This window comes from Streptomyces sp. NPDC006512 (assembly GCF_040611935.1).
GTDB lineage: Bacteria > Actinomycetota > Actinomycetes > Streptomycetales > Streptomycetaceae > Streptomyces.
Genome location: NZ_JBEXPG010000007.1, coordinates 1 through 14,254 on the forward strand (window position 1 = coordinate 1; position 14,254 = coordinate 14,254).

A 14,254-nucleotide genomic window follows, 5' to 3' on the forward strand; every position below is an offset into this window, starting at 1 on the left:
CCCCTGGTCGAGGCCGGACACGTCTACCTGTCCCGCCCGCCGCTGTACAAGATCAAGTGGGGCCGCGACGACTTCGAGTACGCGTACTCGGACCGCGAGCGTGACGCGCTCGTCGCCCGTGGCACCGGGAACGGGAAGCGCCTGCGCGACGACTCGATCCAGCGGTTCAAGGGCTTGGGAGAGATGAACGCCGAGGAGCTGCGCGTCACCACCATGGACGTCGACCACCGTGTCCTCGGCCAGGTCACCCTGGACGACGCCGCCCTCGCCGACGCCCTCTTCTCCGTCCTGATGGGAGAGGACGTCGAGGCCCGGCGCTCCTTCATCCAGCGCAACGCCAAGGACGTCCGGTTCCTCGACATCTGAGACCGCCGGGGGCTCGTGCGCGGGGAAAACGGAATGCAGGGGGCGGTGGGGGGCGGTTAGGGTGGGTCCATGGGTCACTTCCACTACTTCCTCTGATTCCCGGGACCGGGAACACGCCGCTCCCCGGCCGCGCGCCGACGTGCCGGCCCGCCTGATCGGGCGGCCCCGCACCGCGCGCTCTCGCCTCTCGGCTGACCGGCGGTGCACGCACGTCCCGTGACGTGCGTGCACCGGAGCTCCCCGCGTTCCCACGACGTGTCCCGTGCCCTCGCGGCCGAGGGCCCCTCCGTCGGGGCCGGCCGCTCCCATGTCAGGGAAGTACGCATCATGCGCGAACGCGCCCACCACCTGTCGCCCGCCCTCGCGGACCCCTCGCCGGCCGACGCCCGCGCCGACCGGTTCCAGCTCGCGGTCCGTGACCTCTCCAAGGACTTCGGGCCCCGCCGCGTCCTCGACCGGGTCTCGTTCACCGTCCGCCCCGGCGAGCGGGTCGCCGTCGTCGGTGAGAACGGATCCGGCAAGTCCACGCTGGTCCGCCTCCTCGTCGGCCTCGACGTCCCCGACGAGGGGGAGATCACCCTCCGCGCCCCCGGCGGGGTCGCGCACCTCGCCCAGACCACCGCGCTTCCGCCCACGGCGCGCGTCGCCGACGCCATCGACGCGGACCTGGCCGAACTGCGCGCCCTGGAGCGCGGGCTGCGTCGTGCCGAGGAGACCCTCGCCGACGCCTCGGCCGACGAACTCACCCACTACGGCGAGCTGTTGGAGGCCTTCGCCGAACGGGGCGGGTACGAGGCGGACGCCCGGGTCGCCGCCGCCCTCGACGGGCTCGGGATCGGCGGGATCGACCGCGACCGGCAGCTCGGCACCCTGTCCGGCGGCGAACGCTCCCGGCTGGCGCTCGCCGGCACACTGTGCGCGGGCGCCGAACTGCTCCTGCTCGACGAGCCGACGAACCACCTCGACGCCGACGCCGTCACCTGGCTGCGGCGACGGCTCACGGACCACCGGGGCACGGTCGTGGTCGTCACCCACGACCGCGGCTTCCTGCGGGAGTACGCCACGACGGTCCTGGAGGTCGACGCGGACACGCGGACCGTACGCCGCTACGGCGACGGCTGGGACGGCTACCGGGCCGCCCGGGACGCCGAGCGGCGCCGGCTGGACCAGGAGCACCGCGAGTGGCAGGAGGAGACGGCCCGCGCGGAAGCCCTCGTCGACGCGGCCGGCACCCGGCTGGCGGGCACCGGCAAGGATCCCCGCCAGGGCTTCGGCAAGCACCGGCGGTCCTCCGAGGCGAAGCTGTCCGGCCGGGTGCGGGCCGCGCGGGCCCGCCTGGAACTCCTGCGGAGCCATCCGGTGCCGCCGCCTCCGGAACCGCTCCGGTTCACCGCCTCGCTGCGGACCGACCGGGCCGGGGCGCCGGGCCCGGACGTACCGGGTCCGCACGTGCCGGGTCCGGCGGTGGTGGAGGTCGACGGGGCGGTGGTCGGGAACCGGCTCCGGGTGGCGGCGCTGCGGGTGCCGGCCGGTGGCCGCCTGCTGGTCTCCGGGCCGAACGGGGCGGGCAAGACGACCCTGTTGCGGCTGCTCGCCGGGGTGGGGCGGCCCGACGCCGGGCACGTCCGGGTCCGGGCACGGGTCGGCTACCTCCCCCAGGAACCGGCGCCGCTGCCCACGGGGCCCCGCGTCACCCTGCTGGCCGCCTACGCGGCCGGGCGGCCCGGTCCGGCCGAGGAGCACGCGGAGGAACTCCTCGCCATGGGCCTGTTCCGGTCGGAGGACCTGCTGCTCCCGGCCGCCGGCCTGTCCGCCGGCCAGCTCCGCCGGATCGAACTGGCCCGGCTGGTGTCCCGTCCCACCGGCCTCCTCGTCCTGGACGAGCCGACGAACCACATCGCCCCGGCGCTGACGGACGAGTTCCAGGAGGCGCTGACCCGCTACCCCGGCGCGATCGTCCTCGTGACCCACGACCGGGTACTGCGGGAGGCCTTCCCCGGCGACCGCCTCCACCTGGTGGCGGGCCGCCCAGTGGCGTCGCACTGACCGGCCGGCCGGTCAGCCGCCGGCGCGGCGGAGGGCGTCGCGCAGGCGGCCGGCCTGGGTGACCAGGCGGGACCGGCCGCCGCGGGCCGCGGCGTCGGCGAGTCCGGCGGGTTCGGGTGAGGCCGCGCCGCACTGTTCCACGCAGTCGGCGGCCAGCGCGAGGAGTTCGCCCGTGCCGCGCGAGTCGGAGGTGCCCCCGCCGGTGCCGGTCAGCAGCGCGGGCAGTGCGGCTGCCAGTACGCCCCAGGTGGTCGCGTAGGCGCCGGTCGCGGCGGCGGCGCGCAGGGAGTCGGCGAGCCGGTTGGTCTTGACCGTGCCCAGGCCCAGCAGTTCGGCCAGGTCGCCGCCGAGGCGTACGGCGTCGAGTTCGTCCCGGGCGGCGAGGGTGAGCAGCGCGTCGACGGCCCTCAGCCGGTCTTCGGGGTGGCGGGCGCCGAGCCCGATGGCGACCACGAGGTGCAGGGCCGGGCCGGCGGGTCCGCCGGCCGCGGCGAGCCACGGCAGGGCGGTGGCGCCGCCGCGTATGTCGTGGAGGGCGCAGGCCGTGACGGCCTGGAGCCACGAGGCGGCCAACGTCTCCCGGTCCTCGGGCAGGGCCGCGATCACTGAGACGGTGCCGTCGTCTCCGTCCCAGCAGCGGTGGGATCCCTTGCGCGCCCGTCCCGTCGCGTGGAACTCGGCCGGGAACTCCCGCAGCACGGTGGTGCGTTCGCCGATGTCCAGTACGAGGTGCGCGGGGGTTCCGGTGTAGGCGTGCGGCACGGCCGCCGCGGTGCGGCGGGTGAGGGGTGCGGGCAGGCCCGCCTCGCCGAGCCAGGCCTCCAGCCGGTCCCCTTCGGGCGTGCCCAGGGCGGTGGCCCCGGGGATGGCGGTGGCGTCGCGGTGGACCCGGAGCAGGGCCTGCGCGAAGTCGACCGGGGCGGGCTCCTCGCCGAGGCGGTGGTATGCGGCGAGGCGCGCGATGAGGATCCGGGGGTCCAGTGAGCCGGTCTGCTGGGTGGGGGTGGCGAGCAGGAAGGGCAGCGGCCGGGTCGTGAGGCGCTGGGCGGCCTCTCTCAGGCGGGCCTGGCCGACCGTGCGGAGCCCGGCGTGGTGGCAGTCGCCGCCCCAGGCCGGGAGCGCGGCGTGCGGTTCGCGTGACGGCCTGACGTCCAGGACGGCGGCGGCGAGGTGTGCCAGACCGGGCAGGCCACCGGTGTAGTGGTGGAGCCGGGCGGGATCGAGCCACCACTGGCCGGCCAGTGCGGGACGCAGTGCCTCGGCGAGGGCCGCGCGGTCCCGGTGGGCGTGGCGGACCAGGCCGTCCAGGGCGCGTTCGAACTCCTCGACGGTCGCGCTGCGGGAGTTGATCACCGCGGCGACGAGTTCGACGGTCTCCGCGACCGTCTCCGGAGCCGGGGCGACCGGGACCGGGACCGGCGGGGGCGGCAGGATCTCCTCGTACGGACCGGTGTCCTCGGCGGGGGCCGCGGCCGGTCCGAGGAGTTCCACCGCCCGGGCGCGGTGGGCCGGGCTCAGCAGCTGCGCCTGGTCGGCGAGTTCGGCGCGCAGGCCGGGGTCGTCGGTGAGGTGGGCGGCGGCCAGCTTCAGCGCCCGCTCCTGGATGTCGGTGTCGGAGTGCCCGAAGGCCTCGCCGAGCACGGGCAGCAGCTCGGGGGCGGCGGCCGGGTCGCGGTTCAGCTCCTTGCCGAGCAGCACCAGTTGGGCGCGGACCAGCTTCTTCTCGGGGCGGAAGAGGACGGCGCCCGACATCTCCGCGAGCAGGCGGGGGGTGAGGTGGCCCGATGCGGCGAGCCGGGCCAGGATCTGCTGGGCGTACCCGGCCACGGCCGACGGGGCGTCGGCGGCCAGCGCGATCCAGTCGGCGGCACGCTCCCGCTCCTCTTCCTCGCTCGGGCGGAGCGCCTGGAGGATGGCCCGGTAGGGCTTCAGCTGGGCGGGCTTGCCGCCGCGCAGCAGGCGGGCGGTGGATCCGTCCAGGAGGACGGCCCGGTCCACGTGCCCGTCCTCGGCGAGTCCGGCCAGTGCGCGGGGCCAGTGGTGGGGGTCCTCCGGGTCGCAGCGCCAGGTGAGGACGCTGACCGGTTCGGCGGTCTCGAAGAGGCGCGGGACGAGTGCGGTGGTGTGGGGGTCGCGGCGCAGGGCGAGTGCGAGCGGGGTGCGGGACGCCCCCACGGCCCTGGCCCAGCCCTCGACGCAGCCGTCGGTGGTCGGCATCGGGCAGCCGGCGAGCCGGACGAGTTCGCTGATCAGCGGATGGTCCTCTGCGGCGGTGGCGGCGCGGGCGGCGAGCCGGTGGGCGAGGTCGCCGAGCCACTGCGGATCCCGTCCGGCCAGTACGTCGAGCAGGACGCCGGTCGGGACCTGCCGCCAGCGCCGCAGGTCGCGGCCGCCGATCCAGGCGGCGGCGGCCGCCGCGCCGGTGTGGCAGCCGGCTCCGGCGACGAGCAGGGCCGGGCTCATGAGGTCCCGTTCCTGCCAGCGGTCCCAGCCGGCGGCACGCAGTTCACCGCGCAGTTGCTTCAGCTCGGCGAGCAGGGGCCGCAGCTGTGCGCGGTCCAGCGGCTTGAGCAGTCCGGGCACTTCGGCGGTGCGGCCGGCGCGGACGGCTTCGAAGACGGCGTGGGAGGTGTTCATCGTGCGGCTCCGGCGGAGGTGATGGCCGTGGTGGTGGCGGTGGTGGCGGCCCGTAGGGCCATGCGGGTGGCGAGGGCGTGTTTGCAGGGGCCGCGGCGGCCCCGGTAGTCGGCCCACCACTGGCAGGTGCAGCTGAGGGCGCCACCGGACTCGCGTACCTGGTAGCGGCGTTCGCCGGAGGCCACGACGGCGGTGCCGGGGCGGTCCAGGGTGACGGCGCCCGCCTCCAGCAGGGCGCGGGCGGCGACCAGTCGCGGGTTGTGGCGCTCGGCGCGCCGGGCGTCGTAGGGGAGTTCGCGGTGGAAGTAGGCGGCTTCGGCGATGTCGTACCCGACGCGGCCGGCCGTGCCGAGGCGGGTGAGGGCGGCGCGCACCCGGTCCACGGGAAGGCCCGACTGTTCGGCGAGGTCGGCGGGGTCGATGCGGGGTTCCCAGGCGAGCAGGACGGAGATCAGTTCGGCGTCCTCGGCCGCGGTGTCGGTGGCGAGGGCCTCCAGGACGCCGCCTTCGCCGGAGAACCCGCGGTCGGCCTCCGGGGAGAGGGTGAGCGTGAGCCGCATGCCGGGCAGGCCGATCTCCCAGGCGGAGGCGGTGGGGTTGGCGCCGTCCGGGACGGGGCCGTACACGCGCAGGCCGGTGGCGTGGCGCAGCACCCGCTGGAGGGCGGCGAGGCGTTCGGGGCCGGGGAGGCAGACCGCGCCGGGGACGGGGCGGGTGGTGGGGCGCAGCGTACGGCCCGCGGGGACCACCCACAAGGCGCCGCCCGCGGCGCCGCCGCCCGCCGGGGTGCGCGGGAGGGAACGGAGGAAGCGGGCGGTTTCGGCGGCGGTCAGTTCGGCCCGCAGGTCGAAGCCGGTGGTGACGGCCTGGGACTCGGCGAAGCCGCGCAGCCAGCGGTCGGGCAGGGGGACCTTCTTCTCGACGACCGGTCCTTCGAGGGTGGTCACCGCCATTTCGTCGGGGCCGACCCGCAGGTGCAGCGGGTCGTCGCCGGTGAGCCGGGACAGTGCCTCGCGCAGCGGGTTGTTGACGTCGACGTTGGTGGTGCCGTGGCCGGTGTCGGCGCCGCGCAGGCCGTCGGGCAGGACGTCGAGGCGGGCGTACACCCCGCAGCATCCGGAGAAGGATTCGAAGCGCAGCCGGTCGCCGTTGCCCGTGACCACGGGGTCGAGGGAGGCGCGCAGGGTGCGCCGGTAGTAGCGGGCCGCGGCCACGTCCGCGACGGCGAGCAGGGCCCGGGCGGCGGCCTGAGGTGCGCTCAGGAACCCGGCGAAGAACTGGGGGTGGGCCTCGGCCCCGGCCGGGGTCAGACCGCCCGCCGTCTCCAGGCCGAGGGCCCGACCGGTGCCGGCGGCGGTCAGCGAGGACGGGCGGGCATAGGCGAAGGTGTGTGCGGTTCGCGTCATGCCCGGGACGCTAGGCGGACCCACTGACAACGTGCCGGAACGCTGTGGAAGGACCGGGGCGTTCCCCGCCGGCGGTGTGGCGGAATCACTCTGGTCGACCGCGGCCTGGCGTCCGATCAGTGGCGCACCCAACTCCCGCTACAGCCGGGCGACTTGACGCGACACCGCTGACGGCGTCAGACGCACTCCAGAGGCACACGAAGATCGCTTCCCGAATCGGCGGAGTCGTCTCCGACCCTGCCGGCGGCCGGACCAGCCGCTGCCAGACGCAGGGGCAAGGATGGGCGGCATGACGAAGACCGGAGCGGACTACGCGTGGTTCGAGAACGACTTTCCAGACATCGCCGAGGCGTACTGCTTCAACCTGGTACGAGGTCTGTCGCCTGCTGAGCTGATGGCCCGGTTCGAAGGACGACCGGAGGCTCCTCTGCAGGGCATAGCTGCCGTGGTCGACGCCGCTTTTGCCCAGTACGACCTGGAGGAGGGTGACCGTCAGCTGGTCGCCATGACGACCGTGGGTGCCTGGACGCTCCTGATCGAGCCCAACGGCTACCTCGGAGTCACCGAAGATCGCGTCCTGCCGGCCTCGGCCGGGGCGAGCTGGGTCTCTCACTTCGTCAACGTCAACGCTGTCGGCACGTTCCTCTGGGCAGAGGACCGGGTGCTGCGACTCTGCTTCGACCCCATGTTCCCGGAAGACCGATGGGGGGCCGCACCCGACGAACTCCTCGACGCCATGGAGCGGATCGGCTTCCACCTCCAAGACGAGTCTCCGGACACCGATCTGTCCTCACCAGCAGCGTTCGCTCTGGCAGAGCACCTGACCAGCGTGGCCATCACTCCGGAGCTGCTCCAGGACACGAACTTCATCTGCGCCACTGTCCAGGTCCGATGACATCGCGCGACCGCCCTCTCCTGGCCTGCCCCGTGAATGCGGTGTGGATACTGGCGCGGTGACGAACATCAGAGACGCCCACGTGAAGGTCCGCTTCCGGATGGACATAGATGAGGATGGCTGGCCGCCGGCAAGCGTCGAGAGCCTGTGGGCGGTGGACCTCGGCGACGGCACGGTGCGGTTGGACAACACGCCCTGGTTCGTACGCGGAGTCGCCAGCGGCGACATCGTCAAGGTGGAGTCCGATGGCGACGGTGTTCTCTGGGCCGGGGAGACGGTCCGACCGTCTCAGAACTGCACGATCCGGCTGATCGTACTGAAGGACGACGGCTCAGCCGCCGCCCGGCAAAGCGTGCTGGAGGTCTTCCACCGCCTCGGTACGACCGGCGAGGGGATCGAGCAGTTCCGGATGGTGGCCCTGGATGTCCCGCCTGAGGCGGACCTGCCTCGGATCCGCGCACTCTTGGAAGACGGTGAAGCGAAGGAGTGGTGGCACTGGGAGGAAGGCTGTGTCACCCCTGCTTGGGAAGCCGCTGCTCCTGCCTGAGGGCAGCTGAGTTCCTTCCCCAGCAAATGAGTTGGTGCTCGAGCGGCTGCGCACGGCAAGCTGGGGGCACGCGTCCTGACCAGGGCGGATGTGAATCCGCGCCAGCGGCGCGGCCGAGTGCCGCCTGATATCCCGGGGGCGATGGTGAACGAAGATCGCCGGTCTCATGCCTCTCGACGAACGGCGCTTGGTGGGATGCGGGGGTTTCGACGGCGGGAAGGGACAGCTTGGCGGTGTTCGGGTGTGCGGGCTGCGGTGCGGTCCTGACGGCGGCGGTGTCCGAGGTGGCGTTGCCGATCCACTTGGCCGACACCCACTGGGAGACGCTGCACCCGCCACTGCTTGCGGCCGGGTCCTACGCCGTCGACCCCGCGCCGTACGGGCCGCCGTGGCAGCAGTGGGACGAAGTCGGGGCACGCGAGGCAGCGGAGCGGGGGCGCTTCGCGCCGCTGGGCGCGCTGTCCGACGGACCCTCGGACACCGTGCTCCTCGCGCCCGGTGACATGCGCGGCACAGGGCTGGTCCTCGAGCGGGCCGGGGGCTACTGCATGGGGATCGACGGGAGGGACGGGCTGAACCTTGCCTGTCTGCGCTGCGATCTGCCGGTCGCAACGAGGATGGACGACTGCGGGTGCTGGCAGGTCGTCCGGCTCGACCCTCAGGCGGTAGTGCGGCTGCCCGGCCCGCCGGAGCGGCCGGTCATGGACTGGGCCGAGCTGCTCGCTACAGGCGCGCTGTGGCACCGGCTGAGCGAGTACCGGGACATCCCGGCGGGCGTGGCTCTCGCCCAGGTGGTGGTGGCCGCCGGGGGCGCGCCGGTCGAGGTGGTGCCCGGGCCGGTAGCTGAGCTCCTCGGCCGGGCGCTCGGCGCGCTGCTGCCTGCCGGGGAGGGTGCGAAGCGGCTGGACCTGGCGGGGCCGGGGTTCGCCGAGCCGGCCACTGACCTGGTGCTGGTGCCGGTCCATCCGCAGACCGGAGACATGTGGCAGCCGCGCGCCGGGGCGGTGCCGGTACCTGTGGATGCCGCGCTCTGGGCCGAGCTCGCCTTCCCGCCACACCGGACCCGGCTACCGGTGGTCGGCGGGCTGCCGGAAGGGGTGGAGCGGGACGACCCGCTGCCGCCGCACCCGTGTTATCCGTTCCAGCCGTCCAGACAGGCGTTCCGGTACACGCTCGCGCGGATGCCCGCCGTCAGGGAACCGTGGCTGCGGGCGATCTACGACCGAGCCTGCTGACCCGTCAGAGGTCGTGCGGACCCATCCGTCGTCGGCCAGGGAGAACGCAACGGCGGTCTCGAACTCCTCGCTCCCGCACGGGCAGCCGGCCTCGCCCGGATCCGCGTCCTCCCAGAACTCCTCGCTGTCCGCAATGAACGCGCGGCCGCCGCAACCAGCGCACACCCGCTCGGCTCCGCCCTCGACATCGTCGACGAGCACGAAGAACGCCGGCGGGTGGCCGAACCGGGCACGCGGCTCGACGCGTTGCCCGGGCCGCTGCCGCGCACACCCGGGTCGTCGCCGCCGACGACGACCCCCGGGCGGCGTGCGTCAGTCGTGTTGCGCCGTGGTGGTCCGGACGAGGTCGCGCACGGTCGCCATGTCGCTGAAGGGCAGCAGTTCCTCGCCCACGATCTGGTGCGGCTCGCTGCCCTTGCCGGCGATCAGGACGACGTCGTCGGGCCGCGCGGCGGCCAGCGCGAACCCGATGGCCCGGCGCCGGTCGGCGGACCGCTCGTACGGCGTGCCGGTGCCCTCGATGCCCGGGGCGATCTGGTCCAGGATCGTCTCCGGGTCCTCGGTGCGGGGATTGTCCGAGGTCAGGACGCACAGGTCGGAGTGGGTTCCGGCGATCCGGCCCATTTCGGCCCGCTTGGTGGTGTCCCGGTCCCCGCCGCAGCCGAAGACGGTGATGACCCGGCCGCGGGCGAAGCCGCGGATGGCCGTGAGGACCTTGTCCAGGGAGTCGGGCGAGTGGGCGTAGTCCACGATCACGGAGGTGCCGCCGGGGGTCACGAAGCGCTCGAACCGGCCCGGTACGGGCGGCATCTGCGCGAGCGCGGCGACGAGTCCGTCCAGGTCGTGCCCCAGGACACGGCAGGCCGCCACGGCCGCCAGCGCGTTGGACACGGAGAAGCGGCCCGGAACCGGAATGGCCGCCTCGTACGTACGGCCCTCGTGGTGCAGCGTGAACCGCGTGCCCGAGGCGTCCGCGATGAGGCCGGTGGCCCGGAAGTCGGCTTCCGCGTCGAGGCCGTACGTGGTCACGGCGCCCGGCATCATCGCCCGGATCCCGGCTCCGACGGCGTCGTCCACGTTGACCACCGCGTGCCGGCACAGGCCCTGGAAGAGGCGCAGTTTGGCGTCGGTGTAGCGGGCCATGGTGCCGTGGTCGTCCAGGTGGTCCTGGGTCAGGTTGGTGAAGACGCCGACGTCGACGAACGTCCGGTCGACGCGGTACGTCTGCAGGGCCATCGAGGTCGCCTCCAGCACCACGCTGCCGGTGCCCCGGTCCCGCATGCGGCCCAGGAGGTACTGCAGGTCGGGCGACTCCGGGGTGGTCAGTACCGAGGGCGGCATCGGGATCATCTCGTCGCCGATCCGGCTGCCGGCCGTGCCGATGACGCCGACCGAGGCGCCCTCGGAGATCCTGAGCAGCGACTCGACCATGTAGGAGATCGAGGTCTTCCCGTTGGTGCCGGTGACCGCCACCACGTCCATCTGCCGGCCCGGCTCGCCGAAGTAGCGGGAGGAGGCGATCGCGGCCGCCTTCCGGGTGTCGGACACCCGTACGAGGCACACCTCGGGCAGCAGTTCCCGGCCGGGTGGCGCCGCGGCGGCTCCGGCCGCGTCGACGAGCACCGCCACCGCCCCGCGCGCGAGCGCCGCGCCGATGGCGGCGGGGCCGCCCCCGTGGTGTCCGGGTACGGCGATAAAGAGCGAGCCCGGCACCACCCGGTCGACGTCGAAGGTGGTGCCCGCGGTGATCCGCGTCGATTCGGTGTCGCCCTGGATGACGTGGTGCTCGTGGCCGGTCAGCAACCCGCTCAACTTCACGGTGGTCCCTTCGGAGGCGGCTACGGCCCGGCGTGCGGCCCTCGCCTGGCGGCAGCGCCGACGGAGGTCGGGACTGCTGGTGGTGGTGTGGGGGGCGGTGCGCCCCCAGGGTGACGGGGCCGGGGCCTGGCCCGGCCCGGGCGCGGTGGTCCGGCCGGGCCGGCGGGCGGGGCCCGTCGCGGAACGTGGTGCGGGAGGGGCCGGGCCCGGGCGCGGCGGGAAGCGCTAGCCGTGACCGTGCAGGGCGCCGCGGCCGACCGTGGGGGCCTGGCCGTCGGCGGCGGTCCGGGGGCTGACGCCGCTCCGGGCCGCGGGGACCGCAGGCGCGGCAGGGGCGGCCTGCGGCAGGCGCTCCCCCGTGATTCGCGTGCGGTTCATGGGCCGAGTGTACGTGCGCTCACGCCACCCGTACGCCGCGCCGGTGACGCGTGACGTCGTGGGCGGGTTCCCGGTGGCGGAGAACAGGGCCTCCGCACCCACCGGCCGGAAACCCGCGGCCTGGAAGGTCCGCATGCCGCGGGCGTTGCCGGGTGAGACCTGCGCCCCCGCGAAGTCGGCCGGGACCGGTCGGCGCGCGGCCGTCGCGAGGCACCACCCGGGGACGGCCGGGGTGGAGGAGCTCGCGCGGTCCCGTGGCCGGTTCGCCCGGCACGGCGGGCGCCACCGTTGTCCGTCTCGGTTCGCCGTACACGCCGTCATGATCACGGCCCGTCGCGCTGCCGCCGCGGGGTTCCGGCGCCCCCGCCCCAGGGCCGTCCGGAGTAACCGGGGGCGTGTTCTCCCGGGTCCGCCGCCCGGACGGTGGATAGTCGTCCGGTGGCCGACGGCTCGGCTGCCCGCCGGTCAGGGCCGAGCGATACGAGGAGTGTGGGTTCCATGGTGAAGAAGGCGTTGCTGACGTACGCGCTGGCGGCCGGTGTGCTCATCGGCCCGCTGGGCACGGCCGGATGGGCCGCCGACGGCCTCGCGGCCGGGGGACGCGCGCAGGCCGCGGCCCACCCGGTGGGTGTGGTGGACTCCCGTGCGGCGCTGAACGTCCGCGAGAAGCCGACGGTGTACTCCAAGGTGGTGAAGAAGCTGCGCCCGAACCAGCGGGTGGCCCTCTCCTGCCAGAAGCGCGGGGGCTGGGTCGACGGCAACCCGGTGTGGTACCGGCTGCACGGGTCCAAGGGCTGGGTCTCGGCCCGCTACGTCCACAACCTCCAGCCGGTCCGTCCCTGCTGACGTCCTCGTCGGCGCGCACGGTGTGGTCGCCGGATCCCGAGGCGTTGCGCGGGCGCGTCGCCGTCGTGGCGGGAGCGACGCGGGGCGCGGGGCGCGGTTTCGCGGCCGCGCTGGGCGAGGCGGGTGCGACGGTGATCTGCACGGGCCGCAGCAGCGTGAGCGGAAGACAGGCATCCGACTACGACCGGCCGGAGACGATCGAGGAGACGGCGGACCTCGTCACGCGGCTGGGCGGAACGGGCATCGCCGTTCAGGTCGACCACCTCGATTCCGGTCAGGTCCGCCGTCTGGCCGAACGCGTACGGGCCGAACACGGCCGGATCGACGTGCTGGTCAACGACATCTGGGGAGGTGAGCTCCTCAAAGGGGGCCCCGCGCAGTGGAACACCCCGGTGTGGGAGCACGACCTCGACGACGGGCTGCGGATCCTGCGGCTCGCCGTCGACACGCACCTGATCACCTCCCACCACCTCCTGCCCCTGCTCATCGGGGAACCCGGAGGACTGCTGGTCGAGGTGACGGACGGGACGGCCGAGACCAACGCGGCCTGGTACCGGATCTCGGTGTTCTACGACCTCGCCAAGGCCGCCGTGAACCGGCTGGCGTTCTCGCAGGGACACGAACTGCGGCCGTACGGTGCCACCGCGGTCGCCATCACCCCGGGGTGGCTCCGCTCCGAGATGATGCTCGACAACTTCGGTGTCACGGAGGACAACTGGCGCGACGCCCTGGCCGCTGACCGGAGCGACGGCCGCCCCACCGCGCCGGAGGGCTTCGCGCGGTCCGAGTCCCCCCGGTACGTGGGCCGGGCCGTCGCGGCCCTGGCCGCGGACCCGGACCGCGCGCGGTGGAACCAGCGGTCGGTCACCTCCGCGGAACTCGCGCGGGAGTACGGCTTCACCGACATCGACGGTACGCGGCCGGACGGTTGGAGCGCGCCCTGAGGCCTGCGTTGCCGGAACGGCAACACGACTCGCGCGGGGCGTGCCGTGCCCCGCACGATCGGGTCACGCGCCCGTCGCACGGCGGGGCGAGAACCGTGGAGGACCCTCATGTCACAGCAGGCCCCGGACGTCACCCACCGGCTCGTCCCCTCGCCCGCGGGCCGGATCCACCTCGTGGAACAGGGGTCCGGGCCGCTGGTGTTGCTCGTGCACGGGTTCCCCGAGTCCTGGTACTCCTGGCGTCACCAGCTCCCGGCACTGGCCGCGGCCGGGTACCGCGCGGTGGCCGTGGACGTCCGCGGCTACGGCCGCTCCTCCGCGCCGGACCGCGCGGACGCGTACCGGATGCTCGCGCTGGTGGAGGACAACGCCGCCGTCGTGCACGCCCTGGGCGAGGAGTCCGCGGTGGTCGTCGGCCACGACTGGGGGGCGGCCATCGCCGCCAACTCCGCCCTGGTCAGGCCGGACGTCTTCCGCGCGGCGGGACTGCTCGGCCTTCCCTACGTCCCGCGCGGCGGCCCACGGCCCAGCGAGGTCTTCGCGGGGATGAGCGGCGGGGAGGAGGAGTTCTACGTCTCGTACTTCCAGGAACCCGGGCGCGCCGAGGCCGAGATCGAGCCCGACGTGCGCGGCTGGCTCGCGGGTTTCTACGCCGCCCTGTCCGCCGACACCATGCCGGCCCCGGGGGCGCCCCTCCCCCACTTCGTCGGCCGGAACGGCACGCTGCGCGACCGGTTCCCGGCGGACGGCCGCAGGCCCGCCTGGCTCGGCGAGGACGATCTCGACTTCTACGCCGGGGAGTTCGAGCGGACTGGCATGAGCGGAGCCCTCAACCGGTACCGGAACATGGACCGCGACTGGGAGGACCTGGCCGGCTTCGACGGCTCCCCGATCACCCAGCCGTCCTTGTTCATCGGCGGCGCCCTGGACGCCTCGACGGGCTGGCTGGCCGCCGCGATCGACGCCCACCCCGCGACGCTGCCGGGCCTGAGCTCCTCCCACGTCCTCGACGGCTGTGGCCACTGGGTCCAGCAGGAACGTCCGGCGGAGGTCAACCGGCTGCTCACCGACTGGCTGGCCGCCCTGCCCGTGTGACGGCCCGCGGGGGGCCGTGCGCCTGCCGACGGGCCCCCGGC

The 14,254-nt window shown here is 74.3% G+C and carries 11 protein-coding genes and 2 pseudogenes; 8 read left to right on the top strand and 5 right to left on the bottom strand.

The genetic code is table 11. From position 1 onward, the window contains the following. A pseudogene (locus tag ABZZ17_RS07030) lies at positions 1 to 366 on the top strand (DNA topoisomerase IV subunit B); the annotation flags it as partial. Between the two features lie 327 nt (positions 367 to 693). Beyond that, positions 694 to 2,412, top strand: coding sequence for an ABC-F family ATP-binding cassette domain-containing protein (locus tag ABZZ17_RS07035; RefSeq protein WP_356872872.1), 1,719 nt, complete (start codon positions 694 to 696; stop codon positions 2,410 to 2,412). Between the two features lie 12 nt (positions 2,413 to 2,424). Here ABZZ17_RS07035 and ABZZ17_RS07040 read toward each other — a convergent pair whose 3' ends face one another. Beyond that, positions 2,425 to 5,049, bottom strand: a complete 2,625-nt coding sequence (locus ABZZ17_RS07040) for a DUF6493 family protein (RefSeq protein WP_356872874.1) — start codon at positions 5,047 to 5,049, stop codon at positions 2,425 to 2,427. Further along, positions 5,046 to 6,455 carry an SWIM zinc finger family protein gene (locus ABZZ17_RS07045; protein ID WP_356872876.1) on the bottom strand — a complete coding sequence of 470 codons (1,410 nt, stop codon included), beginning with the start codon at positions 6,453 to 6,455 and terminating at the stop codon, positions 5,046 to 5,048. Before ABZZ17_RS07045 ends, ABZZ17_RS07040 begins: the two co-directional genes overlap by 4 nt. A 289-nt stretch (positions 6,456 to 6,744) precedes the next feature. Between ABZZ17_RS07045 and ABZZ17_RS07050 the strand changes: the two genes are divergently transcribed. The 3 genes from ABZZ17_RS07050 (at position 6,745) to ABZZ17_RS07060 (ending at position 9,132) form a co-directional block, all read left to right on the top strand. After that, positions 6,745 to 7,350 (top strand): DUF6461 domain-containing protein, encoded by a 606-nt coding sequence (locus ABZZ17_RS07050; RefSeq protein ID WP_356872878.1) that lies wholly within the window; start codon positions 6,745 to 6,747, stop codon positions 7,348 to 7,350. A gap of 58 nt (positions 7,351 to 7,408) precedes the next feature. After that, positions 7,409 to 7,897, top strand: a complete 489-nt coding sequence (locus tag ABZZ17_RS07055; RefSeq protein ID WP_356872880.1) for a DUF4265 domain-containing protein — start codon at positions 7,409 to 7,411, stop codon at positions 7,895 to 7,897. 233 nt (positions 7,898 to 8,130) lie between these two features. Next, positions 8,131 to 9,132 carry a hypothetical protein gene (locus tag ABZZ17_RS07060; RefSeq protein ID WP_356873246.1) on the top strand — a complete coding sequence of 334 codons (1,002 nt, stop codon included), beginning with the start codon at positions 8,131 to 8,133 and terminating at the stop codon, positions 9,130 to 9,132. A 312-nt stretch (positions 9,133 to 9,444) separates the two neighbouring features. Here ABZZ17_RS07060 and ABZZ17_RS07065 read toward each other — a convergent pair whose 3' ends face one another. The 3 genes and pseudogenes from ABZZ17_RS07065 to ABZZ17_RS07075 all read right to left on the bottom strand — a co-directional run. Beyond that, positions 9,445 to 10,950 carry a UDP-N-acetylmuramoyl-L-alanyl-D-glutamate--2,6-diaminopimelate ligase gene (locus ABZZ17_RS07065; RefSeq protein ID WP_356872882.1) on the bottom strand — a complete coding sequence of 502 codons (1,506 nt, stop codon included), beginning with the start codon at positions 10,948 to 10,950 and terminating at the stop codon, positions 9,445 to 9,447. A gap of 225 nt (positions 10,951 to 11,175) precedes the next feature. Continuing rightward, positions 11,176 to 11,328 carry a hypothetical protein gene (locus ABZZ17_RS07070; RefSeq protein WP_356873263.1) on the bottom strand — a complete coding sequence of 51 codons (153 nt, stop codon included), beginning with the start codon at positions 11,326 to 11,328 and terminating at the stop codon, positions 11,176 to 11,178. Between the two features lie 81 nt (positions 11,329 to 11,409). Beyond that, a pseudogene (locus tag ABZZ17_RS07075) lies at positions 11,410 to 11,538 on the bottom strand (GNAT family N-acetyltransferase); the annotation flags it as partial. Positions 11,539 to 11,826: 288 nt separating this feature from the next. On the opposite strand from ABZZ17_RS07075, the gene ABZZ17_RS07080 reads away from it, so the two are divergent. The 3 genes from ABZZ17_RS07080 (at position 11,827) to ABZZ17_RS07090 (ending at position 14,213) form a co-directional block, all read left to right on the top strand. Beyond that, entirely contained in the window at positions 11,827 to 12,174 is a 348-nt protein-coding gene (locus ABZZ17_RS07080) for an SH3 domain-containing protein (protein WP_356872884.1), read from the top strand. Then, positions 12,171 to 13,118, top strand: coding sequence for an SDR family oxidoreductase (locus ABZZ17_RS07085; RefSeq protein WP_356873248.1), 948 nt, complete (start codon positions 12,171 to 12,173; stop codon positions 13,116 to 13,118). The genes ABZZ17_RS07080 and ABZZ17_RS07085 overlap by 4 nt, the downstream gene beginning before the upstream one ends. 108 nt (positions 13,119 to 13,226) lie before the next feature. Beyond that, entirely contained in the window at positions 13,227 to 14,213 is a 987-nt protein-coding gene (locus tag ABZZ17_RS07090; RefSeq protein ID WP_356872886.1) for an alpha/beta hydrolase, read from the top strand. The last annotated feature ends 41 nt before the right edge of the window (positions 14,214 to 14,254 follow it).

Bases quoted from the DNA above. Each gene is read 5' to 3' on its own strand.
- ABZZ17_RS07070 (WP_356873263.1), bottom strand. From the start codon at position 11,328: ATGAACCGCACGCGAATCACGGGGGAGCGCCTGCCGCAGGCCGCCCCT.
- ABZZ17_RS07040 (WP_356872874.1), bottom strand. From the start codon at position 5,049: ATGAACACCTCCCACGCCGTCTTCGAAGCCGTCCGCGCCGGCCGCACC.
- ABZZ17_RS07035 (WP_356872872.1), top strand. From the start codon at position 694: ATGCGCGAACGCGCCCACCACCTGTCGCCCGCCCTCGCGGACCCCTCG.
- ABZZ17_RS07050 (WP_356872878.1), top strand. From the start codon at position 6,745: ATGACGAAGACCGGAGCGGACTACGCGTGGTTCGAGAACGACTTTCCA.
- ABZZ17_RS07080 (WP_356872884.1), top strand. From the start codon at position 11,827: ATGGTGAAGAAGGCGTTGCTGACGTACGCGCTGGCGGCCGGTGTGCTC.
- ABZZ17_RS07090 (WP_356872886.1), top strand. From the start codon at position 13,227: ATGTCACAGCAGGCCCCGGACGTCACCCACCGGCTCGTCCCCTCGCCC.
- ABZZ17_RS07045 (WP_356872876.1), bottom strand. From the start codon at position 6,455: ATGACGCGAACCGCACACACCTTCGCCTATGCCCGCCCGTCCTCGCTG.